Source organism: Pseudoalteromonas piscicida (genome assembly GCF_002744175.1).
Taxonomy (GTDB): domain Bacteria; phylum Pseudomonadota; class Gammaproteobacteria; order Enterobacterales; family Alteromonadaceae; genus Pseudoalteromonas; species Pseudoalteromonas piscicida_B.
Map to the genome: position 1 here is coordinate 113,583 of NZ_NKHF01000023.1, position 12,806 is coordinate 126,388.

Consider the following 12,806-nt stretch of genomic DNA (forward strand, 5'->3'; position numbering starts at 1 on the left):
AGAATGCTCATCTAGTAACAATATCGGCAGACCTTTTTAGATTCTTACGAATGCGACTTTATAAATCCATTTAGCTTACATGAGGGACTAAAGTATGGGTCTATTTTATCTCTCCCAGAAGCTCAGGTTTATCCGTTAACGCTCTTATCACTCGGAAATAGGAAAACAAGAAAGTCACGCCATTTACAATTATTTACTATTTAAAAAAACAGAACAAAAAAGCACACCACCTCCAGATTGTACATTTTTCAACCCAGCATTGTTTACTTTTAAAACATAAACACCCTTCATTTTCAACATTGAAGCTAGAGTAAAATTGACAACCACACAAAAATAAAATAATTGTAACAAAACAAAAACAAGGAAAGAAAAATGATAAAACAATTGCTACTTACTTCTACGCTAGTCGGGTTTGTAACCTTTGCAAATAACGCACTAGCAGATCAAGTGTTGTGCGCTGTAAGCCCAACTAGCACACCTCAAGAAATGAAGCCCGACTTTTGTGGGAGTCAAAGAGTAACCTCCTCAAGACCCTCTGTACATTTTCAATTTGAGCCATCAAAACCCATAGAGCATGTGACTTGGCAATTCAACACGTCATTATCTGGTAGATGGGATTGTGGCCCACGCCGTACAGGCTGTATTTTTTATGATGATGGACAAAGTGGTTCGTCTTTCCGCGACGCTACGGCCTGTGTCAAAAGAGTCCTTTACAAAGATGGTACTTGGAAAAGTATGAACGAGTGTGCAACGGCGATTTATAACTTAGGTTCTAGATTCTAGAGCTCATCACAAACCAATAATAAGTTGAACTATAAGGAAGATATAAAATGAAAAAAACAATAATTTCAAGCGCACTACTTGTTCTCGCAGCAACCACATATTCTCAACAAGCTGAAGCAGCTCATGTTGAATGTCTAATAGGAGGAACGAGCACACAACAATTTTTTGAGCCTGATTTTTGCTCTGCGATGGCGAATACAGATCGCCCTTCTGTTGCATTTCGGTTTGTAGCAGATAAAGATGTAGCAGATGTCGTTTGGTCGTATAGTGCATCAGCTTCTGGAAGCTGGAACTGCGGCAGCGGTACATACTGTAGTTTCCGGGATAATGGCAGGCAAAATAACGACTTTTTCTACAATGCTTCAGCTTGTGTCACAAGAGTACTTTATAAAGATGGGACGTGGGAAAATACTAATCATTGCGCTAACGGACATTATTCAAAACAATCAAGCAATCCATTCTAAGCATTCATAGCATGTAAAGTCCGAAAGCCATTATGTCAAAAGGCCTAGCTTCTCAAGCGAGGCCTTTTTGAAAAATCGCGAATCACCAAAACAAACACACCCGATTAAGTTCAGGCCACAACAATCAACTTGAATAACCTCAACTAAGTCTAGTACAAACCTATTTTTACTATTAGCTGATAATGCGAGAGGCTCACTTGCCTTCAGCGGAGTACTTTTACCTTCTGGCAGAACTTCAAGTTAATTAGAGAGTTAATTCAATTGGTATAAGCTTATGATTCTGTTCTAATCAATTTTTAGGTATTTTAATGCGACATTACACCGGTAAAACGATCCCTCTCTTTCCAGTACAAGCATTGAGAACAATATTCTCCCTCTGGATAATCCACCCCTTCCTCATGCGGACAACCAATTATTTCTTCTACCATACTCACCGTTTGCGCATCATTTTCATCAATAAATGCTAACACCTCTTTTAAGATATGTTCAGATTTTCGTATGTCTGTAGACGAGAACCATTTTGCAATTGGTTCAGGGTCTGCACCTTGATAAGGAACTATGGCGCAGACAAGTTTGCTTGCGCTTTTATTGTCAGCGCCATAAAAAGCGATTGTAGCAATAGGAAAGCCTTTATTGCCTTTGCGCAACCGTTTGTTTAGAGACTTTCTATTCTTACCCTGCGCCACGAATACTTCCTAAGCTAAGTAAAATATATGTTATAGATAATGAACCGTTAGAATGCTTTTCTACCATTCGATGACTCTATTTATGGTTTGTAACTTGCGATCAGCGTAACTAACATTAGAGCTAGATAAAGGGATATAATAGCTCATCACATTTAATGTTTGCCTTATTTTACTCCTTATCTAGCCAAGACATTTTGGCAATAGCAAATCGCACTCGCTTTTAACTATGGGCTAAGTCATGAATTCAACGCAGTCGGCCTAAGAGCGGGGAAACTCATCCGGAACTCAGGTTACTTATTTTTACTATCATAGAGCGTCTAAAATGACTTCCGCTTTACTGACTTCAAATTGCTTAGGTTGTTCTACATTGAGTGTTGTCACGACGCCGTCTTCAATAATCATAGCGTAACGCTGCGAACGCACACCGCCAAATGAACCGGTATCCATATCTAGTCCTAACGCTTTAGTGAAGCTGGCGTCACCATCTCCAAGCATCATAATGGCTTCCGCATTTTGTGCATCACCCCACGCTTTCATTACAAAGGCATCATTTACCGATACACATGCAATGATATCAACACCTTTTTGAGCAAACTTATCCGCATTAACCACAAATCCAGGTAAATGTGATGCGGAGCAAGTTGGAGTAAATGCACCTGGCACTGCAAAAAGGACAACTTTTTTACCTGCAAACAGTGTATTAACCTCATGGTTAACCATACCGTCCGCTGTCAGTTCGCTCAGTTGTACCTGTGGGAGTGATTGTCCGACTTCTATCATTTTTCATTCCTTCATAGTGGGCTTAGTGCCCTGTGTGTTATTGTTCATTTTAATGTAGCTACCAGTAACTGACTACATTTCAATACGTTTGATGTCTACTTGAGGGACTTCGTACCCCGTGAATAGCAACCATTGTTTTTCCGCAATAAACGCCAGTCCCCTGCTTCGACTGAAGCTACGTTCTGGAACTCGGATAATATCTTTATGCGCTTTGCGCTCAAAGTCAAAGTAACTAATACGAAAATCGCCATTTTGCACTGATAAATAGTAGAGCCCAGAGCCAGAAATAGACCAACTTACACTCGACGCCAATTTGGCTCTATCAAACAATAAAACCTCTTCGCCCTTTGCCACATCCACCAGCCACATTTCTCGTACATCACTCTTGTATACGTATAATGCACCTTGGTGTTCAACGGCAACGGAGCCGGAAGAAACCTTTACAGGTTCACTATCACCACTTGCGGCTATTTTAAATACATCTTTACCATCCGAAACATAAATGTACTTGCCATCTTGAGACCAAGTTGGCTTACCATGATATTCGAAGGTGGTTTTTACTTCAGTCACATTTTTGGTTACTACATCGAGTAGCTGCAACTGATTTCCTTGCAAAGACTTAGTAGTAAATACCACTTGCTGACCATTTGGAGACCAAGCTGGATGCAAGGCTTGTAAACCAAGGCTGGTAAGCTGCACGCGTTGATCACCTTTGAGGCTAGACATCCAAACTTCGTCAAACCCCGATTGATTTGAAACGAAGATCAAGCGCTGTAATACCGAAGAATAGTTGGGGTAACGAAAGCTAATTTGCGATTGCAACAGCGGAAACGGCGAGCTTGCTATTTTGCCGTTTAAATCTAGTCTCATAATCGAAGTTTTTACATTCCAGTTGTGGAAATACAACTTTCCCGTTGGACTAAAACTCGGGTAACTTAAACCACTAATAGGTAAAGTTCCTAACACGTCCCCGTTAAGCGCAACCCTGTATGCGGTACGAGCACCATGCGCAATCGAAGAAACAACCAAATACGGATTTGTGGGATGCCAAGCAATGCCACGCAAGTCATCGAGGCCGGCTAATAGAACGGTTTCATTGCCTGTTGTCAGATCTTGCAAATATAGATTTTCATGCCCATTGGGCAAGTTACGACTTATTGCAATATGTGTTGCATCAGGCGTAATAGCTAAGCTCTCAGGCTCACTACCTTGGCACTCTAATTGACAGGTCAATGATGTTTTTGAATTATCATTAAGATTGAGAAGCGTGACTTGTGAATTGCCTGAAACGCTGTGCTTGGCAATATATCCGAGCCAGTTTTCTTCAGCTGAGTAGGTGAGTGTGGTCGTTGACTCAGAAACACAATCAGAGAGAATGGATTGTGTTTTTGTGACAATATCTAGTGACTTAATTGCACATTCGCCAGCTGATTTTTCAATAAAAAACAGGGTTCGATTATCTCCCCACACTGAAACCGATGCATTTTTATTGCCTTCAGTCAGTGCCACAGGTGGCTTGTCTGGCTGGGATAGGTCCTTTAGATATAGAGCTGAATGGCTTCCTATTTTTCGCCATGCAAAAGCCATAAACTGCTCGTTTGGAGAAATGCTAGGAAACAGTTCCCTTCCAGGGTAATCCGTTACATTGGTTGCCTGATAATTGGGTGATTCTTCTATAGAAAATAAGATGACACCCACTACACAGAACAACAGCATGAAAACACTTGCCAAGATAATAGGCTTTTTCGACTCACTCGCCCTTTCAGGTTGAGCGACTAGGCTCATAGGTTGAGGTGGTGCTTTTAATCTATATCCTGATTTTCTTATTGTCTCGATGATCTCCTGTTCATCATCTAGCAACGCTTCTCCAGCAGGTGAGCGTAATGTCTTAAAAGTCTTCCTTAGGTGCCAAATAGCATTAGTTAGCGCCTTTTCTCCGACGAAAAGGTTGCCATCCCACACTTGTTCAATAATCTTTTCACGAGGAACAACAGCGGGATACTCTTGAGCTAGTAAAGTGAGTACTTCAATAAACTTAGGTTGCACACAGCAAACCTGGCCGTCTTTGGACAAACTGTGTCCAACGGGGTCAACGTAAATCTCTAATAACTGGAAGGGTATGCCGTGTTGCATTATTCAAACTACGAGTAAACATGATGTAAATCATACCTAAATCAGCGACCAAATGACAAAATTAACGCGATAAACATTCGAATCGTGTCACAAAGTCCTTTGCAAAAAACATTTAACCCAATGATTTTAAAACTTATTTATGTATCGACATTAAATAGAGTTAAAAACGTCAAAGAATAGATGTTTGTGTCATTGCATGAATAGCAGTGATAAGCAAAATAGGAGCGTTCGGGGCAGTAATAACTGTATGAACTTAGTACTTAGCGGTATCAACTTAGTTAAATAAAGATACACCCGACTTTGCAAGCCCTAATAAATCAACAACAATCAGAAAGAGGGATCACCGTGTCGCCAAACAGCAAAATAAAGCCACTTGCACTATCCATCGCACTCGTCTGCTGCAATACAGCGCTCGCTGAAGAGCAAAGTATTGAGCGTGAGCAAGTCGCAAAAAAAAATATACAAACTAAATCCCCAGACCAAGAACCAGCGGTAGAAAAAATCGTCATCACAGGTTCTCGGATCAAACGAGACAGCTTCTCTGTGCCAACACCTATCGCGACAATGAACGCTGAATCACTTAATGATGCCGGGTTTGGTTCGCTTTCAGATATTCTTTTTGAAGAAATGCCACAAGTTAGTGAAGGCACAGGGAATGGCAACTCACAAAGCAGTGTGCAAAACACAGGACTTTCTACCATAGACTTACGTGAGCTAGGTGTTAGTCGAACACTCACATTAATCGATGGTCGCCGAGTGGTTTCAAACAGCTACTCAGGAAACTACGTTAGCCTTTCAACTATTCCTAAAGGTATGGTCGACCGAGTTGAAATCATTACTGGAGGCGCATCGGCAGCTTATGGTTCTGATGCGATTGCAGGCGTGGTCAATATTATCACGCAACAAGACAAAGAGGGCGTTACTTTTAGCGCTCGTGGAGGAGAAAGTACTGAGGGCGGAGCACGTGAATATACGATAAACGCTGACTACGGTACTAGCTTTAGCAACGGCCAAGGCTACTTGTTCGTCAGTGCCACCTATGATGAAGAAAAAGGCTTGAGTTATTGGGATAGAAAACGCGCTCAACAACAGAGCAGCTGGGATTACGATGAAGATCGCATGTGCAACGCGATGCTTACAGCAAACTATGACCCCGAAACCAAAAGTGCCTACCATTGCATGAGAGATATAGAACAATCGCAATGGAGAAGCCTAAGTGACTCCATTCCTGGTGGTGTTTTTGATGAGTCCAGTAGCTATAAACCTGATTCTGGTTTTTGGTTTGACGGCACAACCTTGCGAGACGATTGGCACGAAGAGCGTTATGGTATCAACTTTGATCAGTTTACCATGCTAAAGGTGCCAGATAAGGATCTCTCAGCCGCAGTAAAAACAGAGTATGAGTTTGATACAGGCGTAGAAGCTTATTTTCAATTGCAATACAGTCGTAACACTTCTAGAAACGTAAAATCGCCAGAAAGTGAAGATGAATGTGATGCGATTGTCACTTATGACCCAACAAATAACCAATTTGGTTCAGACTGTATGGGTCGAATTCCATACGACAACCCCTACATGCCTGAGGCTATTCGCGCTGAAGCGAGTTCAAAAGGCGTAAAGTGGGATCGTCTCTTTTCTGAAGTCGGCAATATCATCAACGACAACGAAAGGACTACTATCAGAACATGGGGAGGCCTGCGAGGCTATATATGGGATGACTGGGAATGGGATGTATCAGTTGGTTTTGGTAAATTTAAGCAAGAACAAAATCGCAGCAACGAAATTTACGTCGCTCGGGTTAAACAAGCGCTTAATGCCGAAAGATTAGCAGACGGTACAATTCAGTGTAAGGATGAGCAAGCACGTAACCAAGGCTGTATTCCCATTAACCTCTTTGGTGAAGGCGCGATTACACCTGAAGCCGCTGACTATGTTAGAGCAACACCTTCGATTACAACAGACATTAAACAATTAACTCTGTCGGGCTTTATCACCGGCGACCTTTTTGAACTGCCAGCTGGCTCAGTTGGCTCAGCATTTGGTTTTGAATACAGAAAAGATACACAGAGCGTATCGACCAACGTGCCAAATGGTGGCGTAACGTTTAACTATGTGCCCACATTTGAAGGCGATGTCAGTGTTCGTGAAATCTTCGGTGAATTATCGTTACCGCTATTAAAAGATGCGCCAATGGCAAAATCGCTTAGCGGCGAGGTCTCTGCTCGTATCGCAGATTACAGTTGGGCAAATACGGGATTAATCCAAAGTTACAAGGCTGGCTTTATTTATGAGCCAATCGAAGGTTACTCCATTCGTGCAAACTGGGCTCGAGCCATGAGAGCACCGACAATCACCGAGCTGATGTCACCTCCTCGCGGCGACTATGATAGCTTTGATGATATCTGTGATGGTGTTACTGCAACGTCAACAGATGCAGGCCATGACAATTGCCGTAAAGATGCGGGAATACAAGCAGCTATCGCCGCTGAAGGTACTTTTGAAGACGAAAATAACGGCTATTCACCCAACTCAGGAAATAGCGAACTGTTTGAAGAAACCGCAGATACCATCACCATTGGTTTATCTTTAGCGCCTTCCTTTGCACCGGATTTTAGAATTGCGCTAGATTACTACGATATTCAAATTGATGATGCGGTAAGCTCGCTTGCTAACGAAGACATCATCAAGTTCTGTTACGCTTCATCGCTGACATTCGGTGACAGTAACGAGTTTTGTCGTGATGTTAAACGTGATGAAGAAGGGCAGATCTATGAAGTCAATCAACGTGTCATCAACACTGATGAGATCCGCACTAAAGGTTACGATATCGCATTAGAATATGTGTATGACGCTAGCGATTACGGTAGCTTTAAGGTGAAAGCCGATTGGACACACGTTATTGAGTACTCTATCACCAGTACGGGTCCTGATGGCCAATACGAAGACCTTTATGAAGGCTACCTCAGCACGGATATCTTCGAAGATAAAGGAGCAATTGCGCTGACTTGGTATAAGAATGATTGGCGTGTACGCTTTAGTACAAAATATAAAGGCGCTGTAGAAGCGAGTCGCTCAAGGTATGAAGACTGGCAAACCGCTATCGAGAAAAATAACAAGCGCTGTGCAACAGGTGAAGCAACCTGTATCGCCAACCCAGAGTCGCTTTGGCAAGGCGCATTACCATCGGTGATCACCCATAGCTTTAGCGTAAACTATAAGATGGATCTTAATAATACTAGTACCCTCTCGATTTACGGCGGGATCAACAATCTATTCGATGAAAAAGGTCCGTTTATTAATGGGGGGAGAGGTAATTTCGATAGTGCTTATGGCTCCGGTGTTGGACGCTTTGCATTTATTGGGGCGAAATACCAGTTTTAAACTTCTGCATTGATCCGAGGGGCTACCACTGAGTAGCCCCTTATCTTTACAAACCAAAAAGTGTATCGCGTAACTTATCTGAGATTTTGTCAATCTCTGCATTGCATTGGTTGTAGCCTTGGCAATTAATAATCGCACTCATAACCATGTTTTTTGACGGCAGATACCAATTTAACGTCGCGTACCCAATCTCAGCACCGTTATGATGATAAACAGGTTCATTTCCGACGTGCTCACTAAAGATACCCATGCTGTATTGCTGTCCGGTGACATCAGTATCCACCCATACAGATTCGCCTAGCAACTGCTCACGTACCTTAGCGGGAATATCTGGGCTCGTTATTATGATTTTAAATAAGTCACCAAGATCCTTAGCCGTCGATACAATCGGTGCATCAGCCACACCGATATTGGCATAGTAAGGCTGCGTATTAATTTCATTGCCCTCATCATCAACAAAGTACCCTGATGCAATTTCACCAAACGCCTTTTCGATTCCTCCATAACTCATACTACTTAAGCCAAATGGTTCAAAGATATACTCACGCATCGCCTTTGAGTGATGCTCTCCCAAAACTTTATCCATAATTAGGCCCGCCAATAAATACCCGGTATTAGAATATTTCCACGCAGCTCCGGGTTTGAAATTGGCGTCTTGATTGAGGGCAAACCGCAGTGCAAAGCTGTCCGTTTTTATTAAGTCTGGCTGTTGTAATACTGCAGCAAAAAATTCACCGTTGGCATCATTGAGATAATCATATAATCCAGCCGTATGATTGAGTAACTGCCGAACATACATTTCGTCACCGTTTTCTATCTGTTGTAAAAGTTCATCAGACAAATAGTCACTTATCGGTGCATCTAGATCTAATAACTGTTGTTCATGCAACATCGCCATTAAGAGCGCAGTTACTTTTTTCCCCGCACTGCCATTTGGGATCCTAGCGTCCGTGGTCATGGGTATAGTGTTTTCTTTATCTGCTAACCCTGCAGCACCTTGAAATTGAATTGAAGGTGAATCGATATAAAGCACAATACCTGGGATACCCGCTTCAACACTTTGTTCAAGCATTCCTTGAAAATCAACTACCGCAACAGAAGGAGAGACAGGGTTCGAGTTATCATTCGACGTCGACTGACTATCATTACAGCCAAATAACGACAGTCCACCACACAATAATGTGACCAGTTTTAGTGTTCTCATGAGAAATACCTCGTTTCGTTTAAGTGATAAAACAATAACTAAGGTATGTACGCCATGCTGTCTCTGACTTTTTCAAAATGTATCAAACAGTAACGACTTCCTTTATTTTCAGGCATAATGACAGACCATTATGGTAGGCCAGAACAAGCTGGATACAATTCGATACAACTTGCAGAAAGTCGATACAGCTATACTCGCTTACACCCACTACAGTAACTAGCAAATTAATAACTAATAGAAATTGCTATGAAAACACATTTATTGATTGCAGCCGTGCTTATGGCCGCAAGTGCAGCGCAGGCCAAAAGCACTGACGCAAAAAAAGAAGGTCACGGCTATTTGGCCATTGGTTACGGGATAAATTACAACAGCGATATTTACAATAATGCCGAGACCTCGTTTTCGCCCACTGTACATGGCGCCTACTATTTTAGTAATGGTCTATTTGTCGAATTTCCAGGCCGCGCTGAGAAGTTTGACCCAGCACTTGCACTCGGTTATCAGTTTTATGAAACAGAAAATTGGGAATTTGATGCCCTACTCTCAACCGCTCATGGGCGAATAAATTACCGTTTTGGCGGGACTCGCTATGAGCTAAACACTTCGTCTTATCTTGGGGTAAGAGCTACAGGGGATGTATTTGGCTTACAAATTAGAGCTATTGTTGCACCAAAAGTGATTAACTCAGATTATTCAGATGGTCGCTACGCTTCATTATGGTTCTCTAAACCCTGGCAATACAAAAACTGGCACTTTTATGGCGCAGTCGGTGCACAATACCGAAACTCGGCTATGTTAGATTATTACTACGGTGGCGCACCATTTAAAGGTTACGATGCCAAAGGCGGGGCTAATCTTAGGATAAAGCTCGGATTTTCACGCGCTTTAACAGAAAATTGGATAGTCGATGGCCACGTCAGCTACACCAAATATGCATCAGGTATTATGGATAGTCCTATCACTAAAGCAATTGTCAGTTTTAACGATAGAATTGAGCATGGTGAAAGCATTGGCTTGTCACTTAGCTACATATTTTAAGGAGCTAAATATGAAAAAACGACTATTTGGCTTAGCCCTACTGGCAATGCAAACTCAAGCGAAAGAAGAAGTTAACGTCCCCGTATGGACCGTAAAACCAGGGCAATGTGTTGCGCTCGAACAAGGTCAGCAATGTTTTATCGACCTCTCAGTGACCTGGCAAACCTCTGTGACTGGTAACTTTTGTCTCCATGCAGATGAAAAAGAGCTGGTTTGTTGGCAGCAGCAAAAAGCCGCGAGTTGGCAAGGCGAGATTTTAGTTGAGAAAGATTTGCTCATTACCTTAGAAGATAACAAGGATATTCTCGCAAGCTATACGCTGCAATATGCTTGGGTGTTCAAACAACAAAAAAGTAACGCCGTGCGTTGGCGACTTTTCTAGGAGTAGTTGTGGTAGCCCAGTTAGTCCTAATAGAAGACGATAAAGAATTAGCCCAGTGGCTGAGTGATTACCTCTCTACCAAGGGATTTTCAGTGCGGCTATATCATGATGGTCAAGACGGGCTGGAGCACGTTTTAGCCTGTCCTCCCGATTTGGTGATTTTAGATGGCATGCTGCCAAGTTTAGATGGTTTTGAAGTCTGCAAACAACTGCGTCAGTCGCTAAGCATCCCAATATTAATGCTAACAGCAAGGGATGAGGAAATTGATGAAATTATTGGCTTAGAGATGGGTGCTGACGACTATCTCAAAAAGCCAGTAAGAGGCAGATTATTAGAAACTCGCATAAAAACGCTATTAAGGCGCCATCATCCTCAAGATACCTTTCCCAAACAAACACTTGAGTTTGGTGCTCTCTATATCAATAAAGAAGACAGAAGCGTTACTCTTGCTGGGCAACCAGTTAACTTATCCAGCAATGAGTTTGATGCGCTTTGGGTACTTGCCAGTAAAGCCGGAAAAATTGTTACCCGAGATGAGCTTACTAAAGCACTCAGAGGGTTTGATTACGATGGGTTTGACCGCTCTATAGATTTGCGTGTTTCGCGACTGAGAAAGAAGCTAGGTGATGATGGCCAAAACCCATTTAAAATCAAGACGGTATGGGGTAAAGGATATCAGTTGGCGAAGGACGTGTGGTAATGTGGCGCTTCGTGTTTGCTTTGCTTACCATATTAACGCTCGCAAGCGTTATCACAGGTCTGATATTTGACACGCTTATCGCCTCATCCTCAGAGAATAATGAAGCCCACTACGATCCACTTAGCACAACCGCACCAATTATTGCCGCAATGGCCAAAGACAACATACCTGAATCACAAATTATTACGATCCCACTGCACCAAACACTAACCGCTCAACTTGTACCAAGAACCGACTATCCACTGCCTGTGAGCTTAAGCCGCAAACTCTCTCAGCAGCGGTTTATATACCTCGAAAGCGAATCTTCAGTAAGTGCTTGCATACTTACAAGCCAAGAAAATGTCTATATTTTAACAATGCAAAAGCAATTACAAACTAAATATGGTCTGCTCATGACCTTGTTATTTTACGCTATTGTTATCGTTGTTGTCGTCGCCTTTTTAACCCCATTTATTGCCAGACTGTTAAAGCTCAAAAATGCCGCACATCAGCTAGGTAAAGGCAAACTCAACGCCCGCGTGCAAGTCGGTACGGTATGGTACTTAAAGGATATCGAGCAAGCGTTTAATCAAATGGCACGGCAAATAGCCGGGTTAATGACTGACATGAAGCTATTAAGCAGCGGACTTTCTCATGAATTACGTACGCCACTTGCAAGGGTAAGAATGGGGCTAGATACACTGGTTGAAACTCATGATGATGAGCTGCGGGCACAGTACGAAGATAGGATCAACCAAAACCTTGATGAAATGGAGCAAGTGATTGATGCTATTTTAGATTACGCAAGATTGCAGCACCGCCTTGACGACGTGGAACTTCAGCCTGTTGACTTGAATGCGATGGCTCGCCTGTTAGCCTATAACGCCCACTATCAGGGCTTAACACTAAAACTGTCGTCAAAACCTTGCTGGGTCATCGGTGAAGGTCAGTACTTACGCATGCTAATCAATAACTTATTATCTAACGCGATAAAATATGCCAACGCTAAAATATCACTAGAAACCCGAGTCGATAATGACAAGGTTAAGCTTATTATTGAAGACGATGGAATAGGTATAAGTAACGAGGTTCGAGACAAAGTGTTACTACCATTTTATCGCGATGATTCTCAATCGCAATCAGGGTACGGCATTGGCTTGGCCTTTGTGCAACGTATAGTGACTCGTTTTGGCGGTACCCTTGTAATTCAAAAAAGCCCCGCGCTGGGCGGGGCCAAAATCACTGTTTCGCTGATACAGACTCAGCAAAAGTAAC

At 42.5% G+C, this 12,806-nt stretch carries 11 protein-coding genes; 7 read left to right on the forward strand and 4 right to left on the reverse strand.

Annotation, left to right across the window (positions count from 1 at the left end; all coding sequences use genetic code 11):
* Positions 1–372 precede the first annotated feature (372 nt).
* Positions 373–783: a hypothetical protein gene (locus CEX98_RS04915; protein WP_099640999.1), complete on the forward strand. Its 411-nt coding sequence runs from the start codon at positions 373–375 to the stop codon at positions 781–783.
* A gap of 47 nt (positions 784–830) precedes the next feature.
* Positions 831–1,247, forward strand: coding sequence for a hypothetical protein (locus tag CEX98_RS04920; protein WP_099641000.1), 417 nt, complete (start codon positions 831–833; stop codon positions 1,245–1,247).
* A gap of 305 nt (positions 1,248–1,552) precedes the next feature.
* Here the strand turns inward: CEX98_RS04920 and CEX98_RS04925 are convergent, their stop codons facing one another.
* The 3 genes from CEX98_RS04925 to CEX98_RS04935 all read right to left on the reverse strand — a co-directional run bounded on the left by CEX98_RS04925 (position 1,553) and on the right by CEX98_RS04935 (position 4,846).
* Positions 1,553–1,933: a hypothetical protein gene (locus CEX98_RS04925; protein WP_099641001.1), complete on the reverse strand. Its 381-nt coding sequence runs from the start codon at positions 1,931–1,933 to the stop codon at positions 1,553–1,555.
* A 306-nt stretch (positions 1,934–2,239) separates the two neighbouring features.
* Positions 2,240–2,713, reverse strand: a complete 474-nt coding sequence (locus tag CEX98_RS04930) for a peroxiredoxin (protein ID WP_099641002.1) — start codon at positions 2,711–2,713, stop codon at positions 2,240–2,242.
* A gap of 72 nt (positions 2,714–2,785) precedes the next feature.
* Complete coding sequence (locus tag CEX98_RS04935) at positions 2,786–4,846, reverse strand: winged helix-turn-helix domain-containing protein (protein WP_099641003.1); 2,061 nt, start codon at positions 4,844–4,846, stop codon at positions 2,786–2,788.
* A 345-nt stretch (positions 4,847–5,191) separates the two neighbouring features.
* On the opposite strand from CEX98_RS04935, the gene CEX98_RS04940 reads away from it, so the two are divergent.
* Positions 5,192–8,227, forward strand: coding sequence for a TonB-dependent receptor domain-containing protein (locus CEX98_RS04940; protein ID WP_099641004.1), 3,036 nt, complete (start codon positions 5,192–5,194; stop codon positions 8,225–8,227).
* A 46-nt stretch (positions 8,228–8,273) separates the two neighbouring features.
* On the opposite strand, the gene CEX98_RS04945 is transcribed toward CEX98_RS04940, so the two are convergent.
* Positions 8,274–9,431 carry a serine hydrolase domain-containing protein gene (locus tag CEX98_RS04945; protein WP_099641005.1) on the reverse strand — a complete coding sequence of 386 codons (1,158 nt, stop codon included), beginning with the start codon at positions 9,429–9,431 and terminating at the stop codon, positions 8,274–8,276.
* Between the two features lie 246 nt (positions 9,432–9,677).
* On the opposite strand from CEX98_RS04945, the gene CEX98_RS04950 reads away from it, so the two are divergent.
* Genes CEX98_RS04950 through CEX98_RS04965 form a run of 4 tightly spaced genes read left to right on the forward strand, consistent with a single transcriptional unit; the run spans position 9,678 to position 12,805 of the window.
* Positions 9,678–10,469 carry a MipA/OmpV family protein gene (locus tag CEX98_RS04950; protein ID WP_099641006.1) on the forward strand — a complete coding sequence of 264 codons (792 nt, stop codon included), beginning with the start codon at positions 9,678–9,680 and terminating at the stop codon, positions 10,467–10,469.
* Between the two features lie 10 nt (positions 10,470–10,479).
* Positions 10,480–10,851 (forward strand): DUF3019 domain-containing protein, encoded by a 372-nt coding sequence (locus CEX98_RS04955; RefSeq protein WP_099641007.1) that lies wholly within the window; start codon positions 10,480–10,482, stop codon positions 10,849–10,851.
* An 8-nt stretch (positions 10,852–10,859) separates the two neighbouring features.
* The gene (locus tag CEX98_RS04960; protein WP_099641008.1) at positions 10,860–11,552 is read left to right on the forward strand and encodes a response regulator transcription factor; all 693 of its coding nucleotides are present in this window, start codon (positions 10,860–10,862) and stop codon (positions 11,550–11,552) included.
* The gene (locus CEX98_RS04965) at positions 11,552–12,805 is read left to right on the forward strand and encodes an ATP-binding protein (protein ID WP_099641009.1); all 1,254 of its coding nucleotides are present in this window, start codon (positions 11,552–11,554) and stop codon (positions 12,803–12,805) included. The genes CEX98_RS04960 and CEX98_RS04965 overlap by 1 nt, the downstream gene beginning before the upstream one ends.
* Position 12,806: the final 1 nt, after the last annotated feature.

Bases quoted from the DNA above. Each gene is read 5' to 3' on its own strand.
- CEX98_RS04920 (WP_099641000.1), top strand. From the start codon at position 831: ATGAAAAAAACAATAATTTCAAGCGCACTACTTGTTCTCGCAGCAACC.
- CEX98_RS04935 (WP_099641003.1), bottom strand. From the start codon at position 4,846: ATGCAACACGGCATACCCTTCCAGTTATTAGAGATTTACGTTGACCCC.
- CEX98_RS04955 (WP_099641007.1), top strand. From the start codon at position 10,480: ATGAAAAAACGACTATTTGGCTTAGCCCTACTGGCAATGCAAACTCAA.
- CEX98_RS04915 (WP_099640999.1), top strand. From the start codon at position 373: ATGATAAAACAATTGCTACTTACTTCTACGCTAGTCGGGTTTGTAACC.
- CEX98_RS04945 (WP_099641005.1), bottom strand. From the start codon at position 9,431: ATGAGAACACTAAAACTGGTCACATTATTGTGTGGTGGACTGTCGTTA.
- CEX98_RS04930 (WP_099641002.1), bottom strand. From the start codon at position 2,713: ATGATAGAAGTCGGACAATCACTCCCACAGGTACAACTGAGCGAACTG.
- CEX98_RS04965 (WP_099641009.1), top strand. From the start codon at position 11,552: ATGTGGCGCTTCGTGTTTGCTTTGCTTACCATATTAACGCTCGCAAGC.
- CEX98_RS04950 (WP_099641006.1), top strand. From the start codon at position 9,678: ATGAAAACACATTTATTGATTGCAGCCGTGCTTATGGCCGCAAGTGCA.